Source organism: Neisseria sp. HMSC070A01 (assembly GCF_001810165.1).
Classification (GTDB): Bacteria; Pseudomonadota; Gammaproteobacteria; order Burkholderiales; family Neisseriaceae; genus Neisseria.
On sequence record NZ_KV800116.1, the window covers coordinates 23,022 to 45,478 of the forward strand.

The 22,457-nt window shown below is 51.1% G+C and carries 22 protein-coding genes and 1 pseudogene; 14 read left to right on the plus strand and 9 right to left on the minus strand.

What is annotated here, in order from left to right:
• The first annotated feature begins 2 nt into the window (after positions 1-2).
• The 5 genes from HMPREF2711_RS00775 (at position 3) to HMPREF2711_RS00795 (ending at position 3,470) form a co-directional block, all read left to right on the plus strand.
• Positions 3-596: a phosphoheptose isomerase gene (locus tag HMPREF2711_RS00775; RefSeq protein WP_070615175.1), complete on the plus strand. Its 594-nt coding sequence runs from the start codon at positions 3-5 to the stop codon at positions 594-596.
• Positions 597-669: 73 nt separating this feature from the next.
• The gene (locus tag HMPREF2711_RS00780; RefSeq protein WP_070615178.1) at positions 670-1,281 is read left to right on the plus strand and encodes a BON domain-containing protein; all 612 of its coding nucleotides are present in this window, start codon (positions 670-672) and stop codon (positions 1,279-1,281) included.
• Positions 1,282-1,348: 67 nt separating this feature from the next.
• Entirely contained in the window at positions 1,349-1,927 is a 579-nt protein-coding gene (locus HMPREF2711_RS00785; protein ID WP_070615181.1) for a hypothetical protein, read from the plus strand.
• A 63-nt stretch (positions 1,928-1,990) separates the two neighbouring features.
• Positions 1,991-2,770, plus strand: a complete 780-nt coding sequence (gene map, locus HMPREF2711_RS00790) for a type I methionyl aminopeptidase (protein WP_003749385.1) — start codon at positions 1,991-1,993, stop codon at positions 2,768-2,770.
• Positions 2,771-3,173: 403 nt separating this feature from the next.
• Entirely contained in the window at positions 3,174-3,470 is a 297-nt protein-coding gene (locus HMPREF2711_RS00795) for a helix-turn-helix domain-containing protein (RefSeq protein WP_003680641.1), read from the plus strand.
• Between the two features lie 94 nt (positions 3,471-3,564).
• On the opposite strand, the gene HMPREF2711_RS00800 is transcribed toward HMPREF2711_RS00795, so the two are convergent.
• From HMPREF2711_RS00800 to HMPREF2711_RS00810, 3 genes are read right to left on the minus strand one after another with little or no spacing between them, the layout of a single operon-like run.
• Entirely contained in the window at positions 3,565-4,515 is a 951-nt protein-coding gene (locus HMPREF2711_RS00800) for a YheT family hydrolase (RefSeq protein WP_070615185.1), read from the minus strand.
• Positions 4,516-4,527: 12 nt separating this feature from the next.
• Entirely contained in the window at positions 4,528-5,154 is a 627-nt protein-coding gene (locus tag HMPREF2711_RS00805; RefSeq protein WP_070615188.1) for a phosphatase PAP2 family protein, read from the minus strand.
• A complete protein-coding gene (locus HMPREF2711_RS00810) occupies positions 5,154-5,954 on the minus strand; it encodes a competence/damage-inducible protein A (RefSeq protein WP_003749379.1) in 801 nt (266 codons plus the stop codon). Before HMPREF2711_RS00810 ends, HMPREF2711_RS00805 begins: the two co-directional genes overlap by 1 nt.
• Before the next feature lie 108 nt (positions 5,955-6,062).
• Here HMPREF2711_RS00810 and argG point away from each other — a divergent pair, with 108 nt between their 5' ends.
• From argG to HMPREF2711_RS00825, 3 genes are all read left to right on the plus strand, one after another.
• Positions 6,063-7,406 carry an argininosuccinate synthase gene (gene argG / locus HMPREF2711_RS00815; protein ID WP_070583756.1) on the plus strand — a complete coding sequence of 448 codons (1,344 nt, stop codon included), beginning with the start codon at positions 6,063-6,065 and terminating at the stop codon, positions 7,404-7,406.
• 235 nt (positions 7,407-7,641) lie between these two features.
• Positions 7,642-8,091, plus strand: coding sequence for a DUF3290 domain-containing protein (locus tag HMPREF2711_RS00820; protein ID WP_036493644.1), 450 nt, complete (start codon positions 7,642-7,644; stop codon positions 8,089-8,091).
• A gap of 14 nt (positions 8,092-8,105) precedes the next feature.
• Positions 8,106-8,738, plus strand: a complete 633-nt coding sequence (locus tag HMPREF2711_RS00825) for a DUF421 domain-containing protein (RefSeq protein ID WP_049336846.1) — start codon at positions 8,106-8,108, stop codon at positions 8,736-8,738.
• 71 nt (positions 8,739-8,809) lie between these two features.
• Here the strand turns inward: HMPREF2711_RS00825 and HMPREF2711_RS00830 are convergent, their stop codons facing one another.
• The 3 genes from HMPREF2711_RS00830 to HMPREF2711_RS00840 form a co-directional block, all read right to left on the minus strand.
• Positions 8,810-9,181: a DUF488 domain-containing protein gene (locus HMPREF2711_RS00830; protein WP_070615191.1), complete on the minus strand. Its 372-nt coding sequence runs from the start codon at positions 9,179-9,181 to the stop codon at positions 8,810-8,812.
• 251 nt (positions 9,182-9,432) lie between these two features.
• A complete protein-coding gene (trpC, locus tag HMPREF2711_RS00835; RefSeq protein WP_070615194.1) occupies positions 9,433-10,215 on the minus strand; it encodes an indole-3-glycerol phosphate synthase TrpC in 783 nt (260 codons plus the stop codon).
• A 141-nt stretch (positions 10,216-10,356) separates the two neighbouring features.
• Positions 10,357-11,829 carry a malate:quinone oxidoreductase gene (locus HMPREF2711_RS00840; RefSeq protein ID WP_070615196.1) on the minus strand — a complete coding sequence of 491 codons (1,473 nt, stop codon included), beginning with the start codon at positions 11,827-11,829 and terminating at the stop codon, positions 10,357-10,359.
• A 431-nt stretch (positions 11,830-12,260) separates the two neighbouring features.
• Here HMPREF2711_RS00840 and HMPREF2711_RS00845 point away from each other — a divergent pair, with 431 nt between their 5' ends.
• From HMPREF2711_RS00845 to HMPREF2711_RS00865, 5 genes are all read left to right on the plus strand, one after another.
• Positions 12,261-12,755, plus strand: coding sequence for a hypothetical protein (locus HMPREF2711_RS00845; protein WP_070615198.1), 495 nt, complete (start codon positions 12,261-12,263; stop codon positions 12,753-12,755).
• Positions 12,756-12,837: 82 nt separating this feature from the next.
• On the plus strand, positions 12,838-13,467 hold the full coding sequence (rsmG, locus tag HMPREF2711_RS00850) for a 16S rRNA (guanine(527)-N(7))-methyltransferase RsmG (protein WP_003749361.1): 630 nt from the start codon (positions 12,838-12,840) through the stop codon (positions 13,465-13,467).
• A 67-nt stretch (positions 13,468-13,534) separates the two neighbouring features.
• On the plus strand, positions 13,535-14,305 hold the full coding sequence (locus HMPREF2711_RS00855) for a ParA family protein (protein ID WP_003681348.1): 771 nt from the start codon (positions 13,535-13,537) through the stop codon (positions 14,303-14,305).
• A 230-nt stretch (positions 14,306-14,535) separates the two neighbouring features.
• The gene (locus tag HMPREF2711_RS00860) at positions 14,536-15,063 is read left to right on the plus strand and encodes an ImmA/IrrE family metallo-endopeptidase (RefSeq protein WP_168162751.1); all 528 of its coding nucleotides are present in this window, start codon (positions 14,536-14,538) and stop codon (positions 15,061-15,063) included.
• Between the two features lie 12 nt (positions 15,064-15,075).
• A complete protein-coding gene (locus tag HMPREF2711_RS00865; RefSeq protein ID WP_003749356.1) occupies positions 15,076-16,197 on the plus strand; it encodes a hypothetical protein in 1,122 nt (373 codons plus the stop codon).
• Positions 16,198-16,255: 58 nt separating this feature from the next.
• Here HMPREF2711_RS00865 and HMPREF2711_RS00870 read toward each other — a convergent pair whose 3' ends face one another.
• The 3 genes and pseudogenes from HMPREF2711_RS00870 to HMPREF2711_RS00880 all read right to left on the minus strand — a co-directional run.
• The gene (locus HMPREF2711_RS00870; protein WP_070615227.1) at positions 16,256-19,171 is read right to left on the minus strand and encodes a DUF3418 domain-containing protein; all 2,916 of its coding nucleotides are present in this window, start codon (positions 19,169-19,171) and stop codon (positions 16,256-16,258) included.
• Between the two features lie 101 nt (positions 19,172-19,272).
• Positions 19,273-20,850, minus strand: a complete 1,578-nt coding sequence (locus tag HMPREF2711_RS00875) for a phosphoethanolamine transferase (protein ID WP_172884837.1) — start codon at positions 20,848-20,850, stop codon at positions 19,273-19,275.
• A gap of 16 nt (positions 20,851-20,866) precedes the next feature.
• Positions 20,867-21,244: pseudogene (locus HMPREF2711_RS00880) on the minus strand (ATP-dependent helicase); the annotation flags it as partial.
• A 167-nt stretch (positions 21,245-21,411) separates the two neighbouring features.
• Here HMPREF2711_RS00880 and HMPREF2711_RS00885 point away from each other — a divergent pair.
• Entirely contained in the window at positions 21,412-22,455 is a 1,044-nt protein-coding gene (locus HMPREF2711_RS00885; RefSeq protein WP_036494047.1) for a DNA cytosine methyltransferase, read from the plus strand.
• Positions 22,456-22,457 lie beyond the last annotated feature (2 nt).

Genomic DNA, 22,457 nt, shown 5'->3' on the forward strand with positions numbered 1-22,457 from the left:
TCATGACAACATTACAAGAACGCGTTTCCGCACATTTTGCCGAGAGCATCCGCGCCAAGCAGGAAGCTGAAAAAGTACTGGTCGAGCCGACCGCACAGGCCGCCGAGCTGATGCTGCAATGCCTGATGAACGACGGCAAAATCCTGGCCTGCGGCAACGGCGGTTCGGCTGCCGACGCGCAACACTTCGCCGCCGAAATGACCGGCCGTTTTGAAAAAGAGCGCATGGAATTGGCCGCTGTCGCGCTGACAACGGACACTTCCGCCCTGACCGCCATCGGCAACGACTACGGTTTCGACCACGTATTCAGCAAACAAGTGCGCGCGCTCGGACGTGCCGGCGACGTATTGGTCGGCATCTCCACCTCCGGCAATTCCGCCAACGTCATCGAAGCCATCAAAGCGGCACACGAACGCGACATGCACGTCATCGCCATGACCGGCCGCGACGGCGGAAAAATCGCCGCCATGCTCAAAGATACCGACGTTTTGCTCAACGTCCCTTATCCGCGTACTGCCCGCATTCAGGAAAACCATATTTTGCTGATTCACGCCATATGCGACTGCATCGACTCCGTCCTGCTTGAAGGCATGTAACCCTTTCTTTTCAGACAGCCCATCCCTTAAAGGCCGTCTGAACACCCAACCGTCCATACCCAAGGAAAAGGATATGAAGAATATCAAACGCTACGCCCTCCCCGTTCTGACTGCGACCCTTTTGAGCCTGAGTCTGAGCGGCTGCGTCGGCGCACTGATCGGCGGTGCAGCCGTCGGCACCAAATCCGCCGTCGACCGCCGCACCACCGGCGCGCAAACCGACGACAACGTTATGGCCCTGCGCGTCGAAACCACCGCACGCTCCTACCTGCGCCAAAACAACCAAGTCCAAGGCTACACGCCCAAACTGAACGTTGTCGGCTACAACCGCCACCTGCTCCTGCTCGGCCAAGTGGCTACCGAAGGCGAAAAACAATTTGTTGAACGCATCGCCCGTTCCGAACAAGCCGCAGAAGGCGTGTACAACTACATCACCGTTGCCTCGCAAGCGCGTTCGCTCGGCGATGTGACCAACGACACCTGGGGCACATCCAAAGTCCGCGCCGCCCTGTTGGGCCTCAGCCCGGCCACCCAGGCGCGTGTCAAAATCGTGACTTACGGCAACGTGACCTATGTCATGGGTATCCTCACGCCCGACGAACAAGCCCGCGTGACCCAAAAAGTCAGCACGACCGTCGGCGTACAAAAAGTCGTTACCCTCTATCAAAACTACGTTGCCAACTGATTCACAGGCAATTCAGGGCCGTCTGAACATTCAGACGGCCATCCCACCAACTATTACCTGACCCATCATGTCAAAAAATAATAAAGCCCCTTTCCAACTTAAACCCAAACACTTAATCCGCGCTTTATTCCTTGTCAGCTTTATCGCCGTCGCAGCCCTTGTTGCCGGCGTATTCAGCACCCTAAACTCCGGCAAAACCGACGTACCCGAAAAAAGCCCTGCCGAACAAACCGATACACGCATTGAAGTTTGGCGCCCCAACGGCACTGTCGAACCTGAAACCGTTCAGCCTGCCAAAGACGGCGACGCAAAAACCGCCTCCGGCAACCCGGTTGTTCCCCAAACCGAAAAAAGCGACAACGCCGAAGAAGGTGCAAAAAACGACCGTCCTGCCGCACGCCGCGGCAAACGCACAGAAAACAAACGCGCCGAAACCGACAAATCAGAAAAAGCACAATCCGACAACAGCAGCCCTGCCGCTCAAAACACACCTCAAGCAGACAGCCAACCGGTAGCAAACAAAGCCGCAGACAGCAAACCGGCAAAAGCCAAAGCCCCCGAGTCCAAACCGACTCCCAAAGCCGAGCCTGAGGCCAAACCACAAGCCAAACCGCGCAACAAAGACAATCTCGACAACCTGTTTTAAACAGACGGCACACCCGTCCCGTTCAGACGGCCCCCATGCCGTCTGAAACAAGAAGGAAACCTCATGGACAAAGTCATCATCAAAACCCCCGAAGAAATCGAAAAAATGCGCGAACTCGGCCGCTTGGTCGCCGAAGCCCTCGATTACATCGGCCAATTCGTCAAACCCGGCGTCACCACCAACGAAATCGACAAACTCGTTTACGACTACCACGTCAACGTTCAAGGCGGTTATCCGGCCCCCCTCAACTACGGCAACCCGCCTTACCCGAAATCCTGCTGCACCTCCGTCAACCACGTTATCTGCCACGGTATTCCCGATGACAAGCCGCTGAAAGAAGGCGACATCGTCAACATCGACCTGACCATTAAAAAAGACGGCTTCCATGGCGATTCCAGCCGTATGTTTACCGTCGGCAAAGTCTCCCCGATTGCCCAACGCCTAATCGACGTAACCCACGCCTCCATGATGGCGGGTATCGAAGCGGTCAAACCTGGTGCCACCCTCGGCGACGTCGGCTATGCCTGCCAACAGGTTGCCGAAAATGCCGGCTACTCCGTCGTGCAAGAATTCTGCGGACACGGCATCGGCCGCGGTTTCCACGAAGCGCCTCAAGTAGTCCACTACGGCCGCAAAGGCGAGGGTCTCGTCCTCAAACCGGGCATGATTTTCACCATTGAGCCGATGATCAACCAAGGCAAACGCCATCTGCGCATCCTGAACGATGGTTGGACAGTGGTCACCAAAGACCGCTCCCTCTCCGCCCAATGGGAACACGAAGTTTTGGTTACCGAAACCGGCTACGAAATCCTCACCGTCAGCCCTGCCAGCGGTAAGCCTTAACCTTGAAAAAACCTTCAGGCCGTCTGAAAATACAGATTCAGACGGCCTGAAATTTATTCGCATTCTCAACCCAGAAAACCGAATAAAAACTCGAAATTAAGTTTTTACCCAAATTGAATTGTTTAATTATGTAAAAATTTACTTACGCCATATTTAAGATAATCGCATAATTTGATGATTTATATGCTAAAAATTATACGAAATAATGAATTAAGAAATATTTACACAAATTATGGCAGACAGCAGAAAACTTCTTTCGAATATACTGTCTAATTATCTAGATCAGTCATTTGCAATACGCCCACATATCACCCCAAAGCCTACAGGAAAGGGATGCCGGCATTCTTGCAGACCCATTTTTATGCCTAGAGGCATGCAACAAATACCACAATAAGGAAGATTCATGAAATCGTTCGAAAAAATTGAAAACATCCGCGATATCCGTAAAAAACTCGGCCTGAACCAAATGGACTTCTGGAGCCGCATCGGTGTGACTCAATCCGGTGGTTCCCGTTACGAATCCGGCCGCAATATGCCTAAGCCTGTACGCGAATTGCTGCGTTTGGTACACATCGAGCGCGTCGATTTGGCTAAAGTAAACCGTGACGACTTGGCCGTTGCGTCCTTGCTGAAAAACCGCGACCCTGAGTTGTACGCTTCTCTGAAAAAAGAAGCCAAAGCCGACAACAAAGGCAAATAATCAAGCCATTCAAAAGGCCGTCTGAAACTTGTTTTCAGACGGCCTTTTTACTTTCTACACTCTAAGGGTGTGTCGCATATATGTCCTTTTTCATTTACGGCTGATACTGCTTGAAATAGTCCAACACCGTTTGCGGCAGCCATTGCAGATTCAGACGACCCCGATCGCGACTGACAAAGCCGACATGACCGCCGTATGCCAGTTGCAGCAGCGTAACGGCCGAGGACACATCCCGCCCGGTCGGCAGGGCTTCCGGCGGCAGGAAGGGGTCGTTGACGGCATTGAGCAGCAGCAACGGCGTATCCACGCCTTTCAGAAACGGCTTGCAGGAATTGCGGCGGTAGTAATCGTGGCGGTCGGCAAAACCGTGTAACGGCGCGGTAAAGCGGTCGTCAAAATCGCCAAGCGTTTTGCAGTTTTGCCGGCTCAAGGCCGTCTGAAACTGAGGAATCGCTCGGGCTTTCGGCAGCAGCGAATTCAAAAAATAACGCGTGTAAATCAGTCGCGTCATGCCTTGGTCAAAACGCGTACCGGCCGCCACGGCATCGACCGGCGCGGAAACGACGGCAGAAGCACGCGGAACGGCATTGCTGCCCTGCTCGCCCAAATACTTGGCCAAGGCATTGCCCCCCAAAGAAACGCCGACGGCGTAAATGGTTGAATAGCGTTGCGCCAGCGTGTTGAGCATAAAGGCGATTTCAGTCGTATCGCCGAGGTGGTAGAACACGGGCGCGGTGTTTGCGATGCCGCCGCAACTGCGGAAATGGGCGACCACGCCGTTCCAACCGCGCTGCTGTACGGCTTTCATCAATTCGACCGCGTAATGGCTCTCGCTGCTGCCTTCCAGTCCGTGGAACAAAACCACCAGCGGCGCATCGGGGTCGGCGCTGTCGACAAAATCGTAGGCAACTTGGGTTTTGCCGGTGCTGTCGGGCAGAAGCTCGCGGCGGTAGTCGGGCGCCTTGCCTTGCAGCAGTTTGGCAAACAGGGTATCGGCATGGCCGTTTCTGAGCCAATAAGGTGTGTTGGGTGAACGTGTATTCATGATTTATTTCTTCTATTTTTCAGACGGCCTGAAGATAAGCATATACACCAACAAGGCCGTCAGCGTGCCGTTTGTCCAGCCTGCCCAAACGTCGGTGGGATAATGCACGCCCAAATAAATGCGTGAGAACCCGGTCAACAGGGCAAAGGCAATACCGGCCACCCAAGCGGCGCGGCGGTAGCGCGTGCGGCGGCAAAGCAATATCAGCATGACGGCAATGGCGGCGGAAAACGTACTGTGGCCGCTGGGGAAGGAAAAATTGCTCTCTTCAACCAGACGCGGCCAAAGCAGCGGACGTTCGCGGGCAAACCATACCTTCACAATCAGCATGTTCAAAGTCGGCACCAATGCCGCCAACACGCAAAACAGTGCTTCACGCTTCTTATTGGTGAAATATAGGGCGGCGGCAACCGCGCCGATCAGCGGCACGGCAATCGCGGTTTTGCCCAGATAGTGCAACACGGTGGCAATCGGATCAAACCATGTGCCCGCATGGGCATGGACAGCGTGCATCAGCGGCGGCTCGAAAGCAAAGCCGCCATATTGCGCCAGCCAAATGCCGATGATGAGGGTCGGCGGCAAAAACAGCAAAGAGGCAAAAGTCAGTGCGCGTCTGGATTGGGCTGGGGATAAGTGCATTATTCCACCGTTTCTTTCAAAGTCGCGCCAATCGCCTGCAAGCCCTGCAACGCATCTTCCCACGCAGCATCCAGCAAGCGGCAGGCCTCGCCTTCCGCTTTGATGCCGAACTCGATATGCGGCGGAATATAACGGCCGTCTGAAGCGGTACGGCCCACGGTGGGCAGACTGTACGAACGGATACCGGCGTAGGTATGTTCAAGATGTTCCATAATCGGCGTAATGCGCGATTCGGGTTGGTCGAACACATACACGCTGCGGCTGCCGCGTTCGGTTTGGTTGAAGCGGTCGGCGTAATAAGTCTCCAATACCCATTCGGCCATCGGGTGCGCCATCACGGGGAAGCCGGGGAAGAAATAATGCCCGCGGATGGAAAATCCGGCGATGTTGTTAAACGGATTGGGCACCAATTCCGCGCCTTCGGGAAAATCCGCCATTTTCAGGCGTTGGGCGTGTTCCGGCGAATCAAGCGGCTCGCCGCGTTTCAGGGTTACGCCTTCGATAAACTTGGCGGCTTCAGGATGACGGACGACGGGCAAATCCAAAGCAGCCGCGGCGGCTTGGCGCGTGTGGTCGTCAGGCGTAGAGCCGATGCCGCCGGTAACGAAAGTCGGCAGGCCGTCTGAAAAGCTGCGGCGCAGTTGTTTGACCAGCAAATCGGGCTCGTCAGGCAGGTATTGCACCTGATTGAGTTTCAGCCCGTGCGATTCCAATAAAGATTTGAAAAAGGCGAAATGCTTGTCTTGGCGGCTGCCGTGCAGGATTTCGTCGCCGATGATGATGAGGTTAAAAGCGTTCATGATGAGGTTTCTTTAATGCGGCCTTCGAACATTCAGACGGCCTATTGCTGACAATGTATTCCATTTATAAGATAATGGTTTCAACTTTTCAAGTCTGGAGAAATTCCCATGAGCCAAAACCATACCATTTTACAAAATCTCCCCATCGGCCAAAAAGTCGGCATCGCCTTCTCCGGCGGCCTCGATACCTCCGCCGCGCTGTTGTGGATGAAACTCAAAGGCGCGCTGCCTTATGCCTACACTGCCAACCTCGGCCAGCCCGACGAAGACGACTACAACGCCATTCCTAAAAAAGCGATGGAATACGGCGCAGAAAACGCCCGCTTAATCGACTGCCGCGCGCAGTTGGCACACGAAGGCATCGCCGCCATCCAATGCGGCGCGTTCCACGTTTCCACCGGCGGCATCGCCTATTTCAACACCACGCCTTTGGGCCGTGCCGTTACCGGCACCATGCTCGTTTCCGCCATGAAAGAAGACGATGTGAATATCTGGGGCGACGGCAGCACCTACAAAGGCAACGACATCGAGCGTTTCTACCGCTACGGCCTCTTGACCAATCCCGCGCTGAAAATCTACAAACCTTGGCTCGACCAACAATTTATCGACGAACTCGGCGGCCGTCACGAAATGAGCGAATTTCTGATTGCCAACGGCTTCAACTACAAAATGTCGGTTGAAAAAGCCTACTCTACCGACTCCAATATGCTGGGTGCCACCCACGAAGCCAAAGACTTGGAGTTCCTCAACAGCGGCATCAAAATCGTCAAACCCATCATGGGCGTTGCCTTCTGGGACGAAAACGTCGAAGTCAAACCCGAAGAAGTCAGCGTGCGCTTTGAAGAAGGCGTGCCGGTTGCATTGAACGGCAAAGAATACGCCGACCCCGTCGAACTCTTCCTCGAAGCCAACCGCATCGGCGGACGCCACGGTTTGGGCATGAGCGACCAAATCGAAAACCGCATCATCGAGGCCAAATCGCGCGGCATCTACGAAGCCCCGGGCATGGCATTATTCCACATCGCCTACGAACGCTTGGTAACCGGTATCCACAACGAAGACACCATCGAACAATACCGCATCAACGGCCTGCGCCTCGGCCGCCTGCTCTACCAAGGCCGCTGGTTTGACAGCCAAGCCCTCATGTTGCGCGAAACCGCCCAACGCTGGGTCGCCAAAGCCATCACCGGCGAAGTTACCCTCGAACTGCGCCGCGGCAACGACTACTCGATTCTGAACACCGAATCGCCCAACCTGACCTACCAACCCGAACGCCTGAGCATGGAAAAAGTTGAAGACGCCGCATTCACCCCGCTCGACCGCATCGGCCAACTGACCATGCGCAACCTCGACATCACCGACACCCGCGCCAAACTGGGTATTTACTCGCAAAGCGGTTTGTTGTCCTTGGGCGAAGGTTCCGTATTGCCGCAGTTGAACAATAAAGAGTAGAATCATAATCTCCCTGACCATGGCCGGTCTTTTCATTATCATTCTGGCCAGCTTGCTGGTGATCAGCCAGTATTTTGCCGAAAAGAAAATGAAAGACGACGGATTTATCAACTGATACCGCTTTAAAAACACCCTATTTTGAAAACTTGACGCAACATCCTTGTTTAATAGACGAGGCCGTCTGAAATTTAAGTTTCAGACGGCCTTATTACCCTTCCCAAATTTATCAAATACCATGAAATTCTTTTCTCACTTTTATCTTGAAAATCATATGTATTTCAACGACTACTTGAAATACATCCTGATTTTCGCCGCCCTCGTCATCCTCCTGCTCGCCGTATCGCAATACCTGCGCCACCGCATGGATACCAAATACCGCGACCTGAGCATTATTGCGCTGTTGTTGCTCATCCTCATCTGCGGCACGCAATATCTTTCGTACAGCGAGCGTCAAAACTTTGCCGCCGATACTTCGCGCATGGTGGGTTTTCTCAATGCCTTGATTGAAAACCAAAAAGTTGAAAAACAAGACATCATCGTCAACAGCACGCGTCTGTTCAACGGCATGATTATCGGCATCAAAAACCAATACTACGAAGTCCATTTCAATCAAGACTTCTCCGCCTACACGCTGACGCCCATCAATTTGGTCAACAACAATATCGAACTCATCGATAAAGAATAACAGGATACACACACATGGAAGCATACTCCCTGCTCGCCCTCAAACTGCTGATGGGTATTTTAGGTTTGATTTTGCAAATCAACCTCTTAGGCAAAGGCAACCTCGCGCCGACCTCCGCCATGGACCAAGTGCAAAACTATGTACTCGGCGGCATCATCGGTGGCGTGATTTACAGCGACAGCGTCGGCCTGTTGCAATTTTTCCTCGTGCTGATTTTGTGGACGCTGTTGGTCTTGAGCCTGAAATTCATCAAAAACCACAACCGCTGGGTCAAATCCATCATTGACGGCAAATCCGTCTGGGTTATCGTCAACGGCAAAATCCAAACCGATGAATGCATGAAAAACGGCATCAGCGCACACGACCTCATGTTCAAACTCCGCGCCGCCGGCATCTACGAAATCTCTGCCGTCAAACGTGCCGTGATGGAACAAAACGGCCAGCTCGCCGTCATTAAGTACGGCGACGAAAGCCTGCGCTATCCACTGATTACAGACGGCCAAGTCGACCCCGACATCCTCGAAATCATTAAGCGTGATGAAGAGTGGCTGCAACAAGAACTCGACCGCCTCCACCTTGAAGCCTCGCAAGTCTATATCGGCGAATACATAGACGGAAAATTGGTGGCACACCGTTATCCTTCTTGATTTGAAAATAGCAGGCCGTCTGAAACCTTGTTTTCAGACGGCCTTTTTGTATCCGGTGCAAATACTGTTTTTTAATCGCGATATTCAAACGTTGCACCCAAAAATTGAGCCAGTGCGGAGACGTGGGAATGTCGGGGGTCTTTGACGGCGGTCAGCAGCAGGATATTGCCGTGTTGCCGCTCCAAATCCAGCAGCCGCTTGATGGCGGCCTGCTCGGCATCGCCTTGCAGCTCTTCATGATAACGGCTGACAAAACCGTCAAAATTTTGAGCCGGATTTTCGTGATACCAGCGGCGCAGGTTTGCACTGGGTGTAATGTCTTTCAGCCAAAGTGCAGTGGCAAAAACCTCTTTGCGGACGCCGCGCGGATAGAGGCGGTCGATAAAGACGGTGGTTTGTTTAGAATCGGGTTGATAGGCGTAAATGCGCTGTACAGTAAACATTTTTTCTCGTCTCCAATGGATTCAGGCCGAGACTTTTGCACTAACATAGGTTACTAAAATTTTATGCTCAATCTCATTTTCAAAATGCAAAACTTTTCTGATTTTTTCCTACTTTTTGCTTAATATTAGGAAGGTTTTAGGCAATTGAAAATTTTTTGGCGCATTTTTATGCGTCAAATTTCGTTAACAGACTATTTTTGCAAAGGTCTCAGGCCGTCTGAAAATTCAGACGGCCTGATGTTTTTTAGGGTTTAGAACAGTTTTTTGACTTCTGCTTCAATATCGTCGGCACGCATAAAGGTTTCGCCGATCAGGAAAGTATGCACGCCGTGGCCGCGCATGAAATCGACGTCTTCTTTGTTGCGGATGCCGCTTTCGGTTACAACGGTTTTGCCGCTCAACTCAGGCAAGAGGTCGAGGGTTTGTTGCAGGGTCACTTCAAACGTACGCAGGTTGCGGTTGTTGACGCCCCACAACGGCGTGGTCATGTTGCGGCATTTTTCCAGCTCGGACGCATCGTGCAATTCCAACAATACGGTCATGCCCAATTCGTGGGCGACGGCTTCAAAACGCTCAAGCTGCTCGGCTTCCAATGCGGCGGCAATCAGAAGAATCGCATCCGCACCCCACGCGCGCGCCTGATAAATTTGGTATTCGTCAATGATGAAATCTTTACGCAAGACCGGCAGCGCCACAGCCGCACGCGCCTGTTTCAGATACTCGGGCGAGCCTTGGAAGTAAGGTTCGTCCGTCAACACGGACAAACAGGCCGCGCCGGCTTTTTCATAGGCGGCGGCGATTTCGGCAGGATGAAAATCAGGACGGATCAGGCCTTTGCTTGGGCTGGCTTTTTTGACTTCGGCAATAATGGCGGGCAGGTTCTGCGCGTGTTTTGCACGGATCGAGCCGATAAAGCTGCGAACCGGCGCAGCTGCCTGCGCTTGGGCTTTGATGTCTTCCAAGGAAACGGCGGCTTTTTGGGCGGCCACTTCTTCTGCTTTGGTGGCAAGGATTTTGTTGAGAATATCGGTCATGGCGTTTTTCTATTGGGGCTGATTTTCGGGTTTGAATCGTGCAACATGCTGCCGCAGATTAGATTCAGACGGCCTGAATGCCGCTATTTTAATGGTTTGAAAAAAGGCGGGCAAGAATGCCCGCCTTTGTGTCTGCTTCAATTAGTGATGAATGCCCAAAACGGTCGCGTTGTGGCTGATGATTTCGTCCGCCAAAGTCGGATTGTCGTTCAGCTTGATACCGTAGCCGGGCACCAATTCTTTCAGACGGCCTGACCATGATTCGGTATGACCTGGGAAGCATTGGTTGATCAGCTTAATCATCAAAGGTACGGCGGTTGATGCGCCTGGGGACGCACCCAGCAATGCGGCCAGCGAGCCATCGGCATGGGCGACGATTTCGGTACCGAATTGGAGTACGCCGCCTTTTTTCGGGTCTTTTTTGATGATTTGTACGCGCTGACCGGCGGTAATCAGTTCCCAATCGTCAGGATTGGCTTCCGGATAATACTCTAAGAGCGAAGTGAAGCGTTCTTCTTTGGTTTTACGCAATTCGCCCAAGAGGTATTTGGTCAGCGGCATATTAGCCCAACCGGCGCGGAGCATGGGGTAGAGGTTGTCCATGTGGATGGACATCGGCAAATCCATGAGCGAGCCTTGTTTGAGGAAGTTGGGGCGGAAGCCTGCATACGGGCCGAACATCAAATGGCGTTGGCCGTCGACGTTGCGGGTATCCAAGTGCGGAACGGACATTGGGGGCGCGCCGACGGAGGCTTGGCCGTACACTTTGGCGTTGTGTTGCGCGGCCGTTTCGGGATTGCTGTTGCGGAAGAAGAGGCCGGAAACCGGAAAGCCGCCGTAGCCTTTGCCTTCGGGGATACCGGATTTTTGCAGCAGGGTCAGTGCGCCGCCGCCTGCGCCGAGGAAGACGAAACGGGTGCGGAGTGTCAACGGGTCGTCATCGTCTTTAGTGCTGCTGGTTTTCAGCACCCATGCGCCGTCCGATTCGCGGTTGAGGTCGTCGACATGGCGGTTGAATTTGATTTTTACGCCTTTGTCGCTCAAGTATTTGACCATCTGGCGGGTCAGGCTGCCGAAATCGACGTCTGTACCTTCGGCGGAGTAGTTGGCGGCGATAGATTGGTTTTCATCGCGGCCGTTGATGACCAGCGGCGCCCATTCGGCGATTTTGGCGCGGTCGGTAGAAAACTCCATTTTTTCGAAGAGTTTTTGGTTTTTGAACACGTCGAAACGTTTTTGCAGATAATCGCAATGATCGGCGTTCATCACCAGCGACATGTGGGGGACGGAATTGATGAAAGAGCGGTCGGCCAGTTTGCCTTCCTCGACCAAACTCGCCCAAAACTGGCGGCTGATGTGGAATTGTTCGGCAATATTGAGGGCGCGGGTCGGATCGATCGTACCGTCGGCAGTCAGGGGGGCATAGTTCAATTCGCACAGGGCAGAGTGTCCCGTACCGGCGTTGTTCCATGCATTTGATGATTCCAACGCTACATCTTCCAAGCGTTCGATCAGGGTAATTTCCCAAGATGGTTCGAGCTCCTTGAGCAATACGCCCAAAGTGGCGCTCATAATGCCGCCGCCTACTAATACGACATCGGTTGCTTCAGCCATGGTTTTACTCCTACTAAAGTCAGGCATGGTTTGCCTTGTGGTTATCTATCATTATAAACAACTGATTTCAGAGGAATTGTTTTGTTTTTGTTGTGTGTGAAACTTTTTTGCCTGCTGAGTTTCCGAGCGTAAAGGGCGGGAGGCAGTTTCGGTTTGGGTTCCAGATTTCAGGTCTTTATAATATGTTATTGAGAATTTAGTAGATTTTACGGAGAAATGCAAAGATTTTCTGTTCGGTTCATATAAAAATAAGAGATTAGGCCGTCTGAAAACGTTTTCTTACCCTTTATCCGCCAAGGTTTACCAAGAAAAAAGAATTTTTCATTTCTTTTTTAATTGACCGTTTTTGTCAGCAATTTCAGCGCTAACAAACGTGAATCAACCGCCAATCTGCTATCATTTCGACTTATCCCACAACAAGGCAAACCGCCATGTATCTGACACAAGAAAAACCCTACCGCCCCCTATTGGTCGCACTGATGTTCCTCACCCTGTCGCTGGCGATGATATTGCACAATATCGTGCAAATCGCCTTTTCAGACGGCCAAGGCCTGCTGGTCACGGTCAAAGACGGCGCATGGGCATGGCAAAGCGGCTGGCAGGATTCCGTCGCATGGTTTGTCTGCGGCATGTTTGCCTTCCTCAATCTGCCGATTGCCGGCGGGCTGACCAAGCTGGCGTATAAAAAAATGATGCGCCGGCATTCGCGTTACGCCATCTTCCTTGCCGGTGTCGCAGCGTGTGCCTCGGCGGCGGCAGGCTTGATTTTTGAAGCCATCTTAGGCAATGCCGCATTGGCCGGTATGCGCGGGCAAGGCGTGTTTTACTACACCCTCTCCGTATGGATCATCGCCATGCTGACCCTGCCCAAACAACTCACACGCGCACCGGAGCAGCCCATCGTCTTTCACAAGATGAAACGTTGATTCAACAAGCACAAACATTTTCAGACGGCATGCTTTCCGTTACCATTACATCCAACGCGTTTTAACCAATAAGGAATAACAAATGAATCAGGCGCAACAGCTCCGCGACGGCATACAGGCACTGGGTTTGGACATCGACGAAGCCAAACAGGCCAAACTGCTAGACTATGCCGCCCTGCTGCAAAAGTGGAACAAAACCTACAACCTGACCGCCCTGCGCGATCCCGCCCAAACCGTCAGCCACCACCTGCTCGACAGCCTGACCCTCTTGTCCTATATCGAACACGCGCAAACCATGCTCGACGTCGGCTCCGGCGGCGGACAGCCCGGTATACCCACCGCCATCTGCCGCCCCGACCTCGACATCACCCTCCTCGATGCCAACACCAAAAAAACCGCCTTTCTGCAACAAGCCGTCATCGAACTCGGCCTTAAAAACGTCCGCGTCATCAGCGGCCGCGTAGAAGCCGCCGCCGACTGCCGCACCGACGTCATCACCAGCCGCGCCTTTGCCGAACTCGCCGACTTCGTCAACTGGACCGAGCACCTCCTCAAAGACGGCGGCTACTGGGCGGCCATGAAAGGCGTATACCCGCAAGAAGAAATCGACAAACTGCCCGAAAGCGTCGCCGTCGAAAAAGTCGAAGCATTGCACGTCCCCCAACTCAATGCCGAACGCCATATCGTCATCATCCGCAAAAAGGCCGTCTGAAAACAACCCAAGCATACCGAATAACGGTACAATCCAGCCATCCACACTTAACACGACAGCAAAGCAAATGAGCGCACAAATCCTCGCCGTCGCCAACCAAAAAGGCGGAGTCGGCAAAACCACCACCACCGTCAACCTAGCCGCCTCCCTGGCCTCCAAAGGCCGCCGCGTCCTCGTCGTCGACCTCGACCCCCAAGGCAACGCCACCACAGGCAGCGGCATCAACAAAGCCACCATCGAAAACGGCGTTTACCAAGTCGTCCTCGGCGAAACCGACATCCCCAACGCCGTCGTCCGCAGCAAAGAAGGCGGCTACGACGTATTGGGTGCCAACCGCACACTGGCCGGCGCAGAAGTCGAACTCGTCCAAGAAATCGCACGCGAAATCCGCCTCAAAAACGCCCTGCAGCTCGTTGCCGACAACTACGACTACGTCCTCATCGACTGCCCCCCGTCCCTGACCCTGCTCACCCTCAACGGCCTGGTCGCCGCCAACGGCGTCATCGTCCCCATGCTTTGCGAATACTACGCCCTCGAAGGCATTTCCGACCTCGTGGCCACCGTCCGCAAAATCCGCCAAGCCATCAACCCCGACCTCGACGTAACCGGCATCGTCCGCACCATGTACGACAGCCGCAGCCGCCTCGTCGTCGAAGTCAGCGAACAGCTCAAACAACACTTCGGCAACCTGCTCTTCGATACCGTCATCCCCCGCAACATCCGCCTCGCCGAAGCCCCCAGCCACGGCCTCCCCGCCCTCGCCTACGACGCCCACGCCAAAGGCACCCAGGCTTATCTAGACTTGGCCGACGAACTGATTGCACGGTTGGAAAAATAAACAGGGATATGAAACAGGGATATGAATATAAAAAGGCCGTCTGAAAGTTGGGGAATACTTTCAGACGGCCTTTGGTTTAGTTGGAAAGAACATTTTTAAAAAAGACTGCGTGCGTGCTACACTCACTTAATTTGAAACAAATTAATTGAAGAAAGTCCAACCTAGCAGTAAAATCGGGCATTATAATGCCCGATTTTACTGCTAGGTTGGACTATATTATGAATCACACAATGTATACAAACCCAATACCTCTATATGCGAAAAAAAAGAGAGTGGAAGAGTTTGCGCAAGAAATATCGACTAAACTGCAATTCAACTATACAGACGACCTTTTTGTACTAGTAAAAAAATTAGGAGGGAAAATTTCTATTGGGCATACTAGCCAAGAAGATGTGCACAGTGGCTCAATTTTGGTGGATAAGGATGCTAAATTTGAAATATTTATTTCCCCTTTCACATCCATTGAAAGGGATAGATTCACAATTGCCCATGAATTAGGTCACTTTTTTTTACATTACCCTAATGTTCGGGAAAAGATGGGAAATAATGAAATTTTTAGGGCTACTAGATATGTAGATTTAGATGACAAGGATCAACAAGTTGCTGAAAGAGAAGCTAATTGGTTTGCAGCTTCTTTATTAATGCCAGAAGAAAAATTTAAGCAAATATATAAAAAAGGAACAGTAGATGCTGAGCTAGAGTTTCAGGTTAGTACATCTGCAGTAAATATTCGAGCCAAATCACTTGGCTTGTTGTAATTTAGGATTTTTATGACTCCCCATGAAAGTGTAAAACCTACAATACAGGAATCTACATCTTATGAGGTTCCTGCATATAGAGTCCGATTGTTTTTATCAGTTGATTTAACGGGTTCGACCGCATTTAAACATAGTAAGAGTAGTCCACTGGAATGGCTAAAGGCCTTTCAGCAGTTTTATGGAACATTTCCAAGAAAATTGTCAGAACTTTATCAGCAAATAGGACAGTCTGCCGGCTTATCCGATGAAGAGTTAGAATCAGGTTCTCCTAAACTTTGGAAAACTGTAGGTGATGAAATCTTATTTTGCTGTAAAATAGAAAGCGTACATCATGTGTCAGTTTGTATTGAGGCTTTCATACAAACATTACAACAATTCGGAGAGGTTATACAACAATTTAATCTTAATACGAAAGGAAATGCATGGGTTGCCTCATTTCCCACTCCTAATAGTAGTATTATGCCAATATCTGCTGAAGATTCTGCTACCGACTCCTTGAGTGGAAACAACGATTTGGTTTCGGAGGAAATGGAAGAACAGGCTGATCTGCACCCTAATAAATTTGATTTTTTAGGGAAGGGGATTGATTCAGGTTTCCGAATATCTAAGAACTCATCAATTGACACACTAACTATTTCTCCAGGTTTAGGTATTTTGTTGCTAGATGCGTGTCAAAATAAAAAACTTACTAAATTTGAACGGAAAATAAGGTTAGCAGAAATGCAATGCTTCAAAGGTGTTGCTGATGGTAACTTATATCCAGTATTAGTAATTGATGTTTTTAGGAATAAAGACTATGAAGAGCTTGTAAATGCTCAGAATAATCTTTTAGGTGTGCGATATAAACAGGACCATGAAGAATTACAAAATTTCTTGAAAGAATTTTTAAATTTTTATAAGATCGAAATTCCAGAAGTCAAGCTTTATGCAGCAGATAGTACTCCCATTTGTCCAAGCTTTTATGAAATATATAAAAATGAATGGGAACGTAGTAAAGAGGAGCTTGTAGCAAAAAATAGTCTTGAAGAGGAATCTATTAACGATATTGATGAAAAGGAGTCTAAAGAAAATCTACAGTTAGATCAGAGTGAAAAATTCGTAGCAGAATTGAGTGAAAACCTAAAAGATCAGTAGTGTAATTTCTTTATATGCCTAAAGCCGTCTGAAAATTTTCAGACGGCTTTTTTATCCTTTATTTAATTCCCTCCCACTCCTTCAACAACCTCTTCACCGACACCGGATAAGGTGTCTTCAATTCCTGCGCGAACAGCGACACTCCCAATTCTTCAATCATCCATTTAAACGCGGCGAGGTCGTCTGAAATGGGTTGTCCTTGTTTCACCAAGCTATCTGTTTTTTCCAGCCACATTTGTTCCAATTCCTGTATATCGGCTTCGCGGGCTGCGTCGCGGGCGGGGTTGCCGCTGTATTTTTCGAGGCGCAGGGTCATGGCTTTGAGGTAGATGGGGAGGCGCGGCCATTGTGCCCATGGGGTATGACTGGCAAAGCCGGGGGCAAGCAGGGTTTGCAGGCGTAGTCTTAGAAGGTGGGTCAATGGGTGTTTGCCGAGTTTGCCGTTGAGTTCGGCGTAGGCGGCGGCGGTTTCCTGCAAGTAGCGGCTGAGGGCTTCTTTGACGGCGGGCAGGCGGCTGCGGGCGCGTTTGATTTGCTCTTTAAAGGCTTTTTCGTTGCGCGGCAGCTCATCTTCGCCGATAAAGGCGCGGTCGCAGACGGCTTGGGTGAGGTCGTCGCGCAGGGTGTCGGCGTTGATGTGTTTGAGCAGCATGGCGGCTTGGGTAAAGCCTTGGATGCCTTTGTTCAAATCTTTTACCTGCTCTTTTAATTGCAGCTTCATCAATTCGATCACGCCTTGACGGTGTGCCTGCTCTGCGGCGGCGGACGTGTCGAACAGGCGCAGGGCGATGCGGCCGTCTTTTTCTTTTTGCAGGCCGAGGTAGCCGGTGAGCTGTTGTTTGCCGCGGGCGAATTTGATGGATTCAGGCAGGGTGCCGATGTCCCATGCGGTAACGTTGTCGCGCTCGAATTCTTGGGTGTTGTCGCGGAAGGTAACGGCGGCGGCTTGGCCGAGTTGTTGCTGCAACTCATGCAGTTTGCGGCCGCCGGCGAGTTCTTGTCCGCCGTCGTCGATAATGCGCAGATTCAGATAGCAGTGTTCGGGCAATTCTTGCACCGCCCATGCGTCTTGGTCGATTTGCTCGAGAATCCGCATATCGCCGGCGCTTTTGGCGATAAAGTGCGCCAACTGGGGAATGATGGCCGCTTGGCGGTCGGGATTGCTTTCGAGGAATTTGGTGATGAAATCGGGTACGGGCACGCAAATGCGGCGGATTTGCTTCGGCAGGGCTTTAATCAGCAGCTGGATTTTTTCGCGCAACATACCGGGTACCAGCCATTCGAGCGACGGCGCGTGCAGGCGGTTGAGGACGGTCAGTGGCACGGTTATGGTCACGCCGTCGAGCGGATGGTGCGGCTCGAAGCGGTAGGAAAGTTTGAACTTGCCGTCTGCGGTTTGCCAAAATTTGGGGAACTGCTCTTCGGTGATGTGTGCGGCGGCGTGTTGCATCAGATCGTCGCGGCTAAGGAACAGCAGGCGCGGATTGTCGCGCTCGGCGGTTTTGAGCCAGGCTTCAAAGGTGCGGATATCGGCAAGGGGTAGGGGTTTCAGACGGCCTTTTGGGGATATGGGCTGCTTTTTGGGTTTGGGGTCGTCTGAAACATTTTGTAGGGTGTGTGAACTCGGTTCGCGCTCGCGGTTGGACGCATCTTTGGAATCCGCGTGCGCGGCTTGCTCCACACGCCCTGCGTTGCGCTGGTTTGCTTGTCCGTTTTGTCCGGTTGTCTTGTCCGACTGGGTTTGTCCGCCCTCTTCGCTTCCCCAAACGCCGCCTTTCTCGTCTTTCCACACCAGCTCGGGCAGGCGTTCGTTATAAAACGCAAACAGTGCTTCGTCGTCGACCAATACGTCTTGCTTGCGCGATTTGTGTTCGAGTTCGGTAATTTCTTTAATCAGCTTTTTATTGTGTGCAAAAAAGGCCGTCTGAAGATTGCTTTCCTGCGCCACCAATGCGCCGCGGATAAAGATTTCACGCGCTTCTTCAGGCGCAACTTTGCCGTAAGACACGGGACGGCGCGGCAATACGGTCAGGCCGTAAAGCGTTACGCGTTCGCTGGCGACGACTTCGCCGCGTTTTTGTTCCCAGTGCGGCTCGAAATAATGGTAGCGGACAAGGTGCGGCGCTTCCTGCTCTATCCATTCGGGCTGGATAACGGCGACGTCGCGCGCGTAAAGGCGCGTGGTCTCAACCAATTCTGCCGCCATCACCCATTTGGGTTTGGCTTTGAACAGGGCTGAGGCGGGGAACAGGTGGAAACGGCTGCCGCGCGCGCCGGTGTAGTCGTTGCCGTCGGGCGACTTCATGCCGACGTTGGCGATAAGGCCGGTCAGCAGGGCGCGGTGGATTTGTTCGTAGCCGGCTTCTTTTGCGGCGCGGATTTGGGCGCGGTGTTGTTTCTTGTCCAGTTGTTTTTGTTTGAGTTTGGCCGCCAAATCTTGGTCGCCTTGACTTTCAGACGGCCTTAATTGTTCTTGGGAAGGAGGTTGTCTAAACGCGGCTTCTTTGGTGGTCAAGCCCATTTCAATCGCGGTTTGGGCAAGCTGGTGGTGCAGCTCGCGCCATTCGCGCATCCGCAGGTGCGACAGGAAATATTGGCGGCACCATTGCACCAGCTGCTTGTTGGACAAGCCTTTGTCGCGCTCGCGCTGGAAGCTGTCCCAAATATTCAGATAGGCAAGGAAGTCGGATTGCTTGTCGGTAAAGCGTTCATGCGCCTTGGCCGCGGCATCGCGCGCTTCCAACGGCCGCTCGCGCGGGTCTTGAATCGACAGCGCGGACGCAATTACCAATATTTCCGCCATGCAGTCGTGCTTCTTCGCCGCCAGCAAAATACGCGCGATTTTCGGGTCGATAGGCAGGCGCGCCATTTGTTCGCCGAGTTTGGTTAAGCGGTAGCGCGTGTTGGCACCGATATGGCCCGAACTGTTTTGCAGGCCGTCTGAAACATTGGCTGGGTTGGATCGGGCATCCATACCTGATCCGCGTACTTGGTTTTTCATATTTTGCATAGTCTTGTCGGTCGGGCATTTTCCCCGACATCATCTTAATTTGTCTTTATTGGTTTGCACGCCGCTTATTGCGGATAAACATATTCCGCCTTGCCGTCGCGAATGTTCAAGCTGCCTGCATCGCCTGTAATCAGGTTGCCCGTTACCGAGCCTTCGCTACAACCTGAAACCGGCATATCGTAGCCCAGCGTGTGAATCAGGAACGTTGAAAGCTGCTGATGGAAGGCAATCTCGCAAGGTGCAAAAGCTTGGTTGGCAGTCTGTTGCACGGCCTTATCCGGGCTGTACAACACCAGCGGCACAAGATAGCTGTCAGGCTGCACCGTGCCTTGATTGTAGGTATCTTGGCGCACATACTGGCCATGATCGGAGGTATAGGCAAACAGCCAGTTGCCGTCAGGCTGCTTTTGCAGCTGCTCGAATACGGTTTGAATCATTTGGTCGGTTTTGTGGATGGTGTTGTCGTACTTATCCACAATACTGGCTTCGCCGAATACTTTATCTTGAGGCTGCAACAATGCGCCGTATGGGACGTGCGAACCGCGTTGGTGCAACACAATAAAATGCTTGCCCTGCTGCAAATTGATTTTGTCGAACAGGGGCAACAGTTTATCGTCGGGCATATTGTCGCCGTTGCGGTAACCGAGTTGGGTCGGCTGAATCAGATGGTCGATCCACTTTTTACCGATTAAGTTCAAAATCGCCATCTCGTTTTCCGCCTGCGCGCTGTAAAAATACGTTTCATAGCCCTGCTCTTTGGCGAGGCGGAACATATTGGTATCGCCGCTGCTGATTTGTTCGTAGCCGTTGGCATGCGGTATCGCATTAAAAAAGCTGGGCAGGGACACAGCCGTCATCAAAGCGGCGGAATAGCTTTGTTTCACAATCGGCTTAAATTCGGCTTGCGACAGCTGGGTCAAAAACGGCGAAGTTTCACGCCCGTAGCCAAACAATTTCAAATGCGCCGCGCTTTCGCTTTCACCCATAATCAAAACGATATTTTGAACACTGCCCTGCCCGATTTTGCTTGGCGCAGACTGTTTGAACACAGGAATCTTGCTTAAATCAAACAACTGATACGGCAATACGCGCCCGACAAAATAGCCGAAGCTGAAATAATTGGCTTTGACGCGGCTGTATGTCGGCTTAGGCGAAATACCGTGTTCCTGCGTTGTACTGAATGAACGTCCAAAAATCAGCAACATCGCCGCAATAAATACAATATCGGCAGAAAAATGCGTCTTACGGCGGAACTTGGCAAGGCTGCAAAACAGCACGACTTCCAACACGCCCCACACCACAGGCAGCCACAACTTATCCAACATCGACGCGCCCGCGCTGCCGACTTCGGTAACCTCTTTCAGCATCAGCCAATAATTGATGCCCGTCATCCAACTTTGATAAACCGCGTAATGCACATTGTTGGCAATGATGCTGAGCGCAAAAAACAACGCAATCAGCAAACGCGTTGCCTTATAACGCGCAAACAGATACAGCGCAGCAATCACAAATGTCAGCGCAAACGTTTCCGCCATTTTCGCAGCCGGCAGGGTTTCAATCCCAAATACAAAGCGATAGGCAATTTCGCTGGCAGTCAGCAAAGACGAATACAGAAAGAGAACGAAAAGGGATTTTTTCATAATGGGAAGTTCACAATAAAAGTTGCCTGACTTCGGGAGGTCGTCTGAAAGCGGCTTCCTTGGTGGTTAAACCCATTTCAATCGCGCGCGACTTACGCATCCGCAGGTGCGACAGGAAATATTGGCGGCACCACTGCACCAACTGCTTGTTGGATAAGTCTTTGTCGCACTCGCGCTGGAAGCTGTCCCAAATGTTCAGGTAGGCAAGGAAATCAGACTGCTTGTCGGTAAAACGCTCGTGTGCTTTGGCTGCCTCCTCGCGCGCCTCTAGCGGCCGCTCGCGTGGATCTTGAATCGACAGCGCGTACGCGATCACCAATATTTCTGCCATGCAGTCATTTTGTTGTGCAGCAATCAGTATTCAGCTGACTTTGGGGTCAATTGGTAGTTGACCCATTTGTTTGCCAATAGGGGTTAATTGATAGTGCGGTTTTGGGGCTTTTAGGCTGCCTGAAAAATAACAGATAATGTTGTCTTAAAGCAATATTTAAGACGGTATTCGTTCTATCCTAAGTTATAATTCTGCTTTTTCAGGCCACCTGAAATCTTATTTTTGAAAATATGATGAATAACACACACCAACCTACTGTTTTAGATTTATTTTGCGGCTGTGGCGGCTTATCGCTCGGTTTTATTCAAGCTGGTTTTGATGTCAAATTGGGCATAGATTATTGGCAAGACGCGATTACCACCTACACCGCCACACACAAAGGCACACAAGGCATTGTCGCCGATTTATTCAACATCACACCCGAACAAATCTCCCAACAAACTCAAATTAAACAATTAGATGTGATTATTGGTGGGCCACCATGTCAAGGTTTCTCTATCGCCGGCAAACGCATGATTGATGATGAACGCAATCAACTTTATAAAGCGTTTGTGGATTTTGTCCGTTTTTATCAGCCCAAAGCATTTCTAATGGAAAATGTCCCTAATATAATGTCAATGGGAAAAGGGGCGATTAAACAACAAATTACTCAAGATTTTGAGCAACTAGGCTATATCGTCAAAAGTCAAATTTTAATGGCTTCTGATTATGGGGTACCGCAAAATCGTAAACGCGCATTTTTTGTGGGGTTTAAAAATGGCACAATATTTGAATTTCCAAAACAAACGGTTAATCAATATGTTACTGTCAAACAAGCCATTTCTGATTTACCTGATTATTCGGTTGATGATGGCGCGGCTTATCCACTTTTAGGCAGCAGCGAATATCAACACATGATGCGCCAAAATTCAACTGGCTTGTTTAATCATCAAATCACGCAACATAATGACAAGACGAAAGAAATTATCGCACTTGTCCCCGATGGCGGCAATTACAAAAGCCTACCTGAACATTTGCGCCAAACGCGAAACGTCAATATTGCATGGACACGCTTAAACAGCCAAAAGCCAAGTTTTACGATTGATACGGGACACAATCATCATTTTCACTATCAATTTAACCGTGTACCAACAGTTCGAGAAAGTGCGCGTATTCAATCATTTCCCGATGATTTTATTTTTTTAGGAACAAAAACCAGTCAATTACGCCAAGTTGGCAATGCTGTTCCGCCTATGCTTGCAAAAGCGATTGCCGAAAAAATGAAATTGTTTTTATAAGG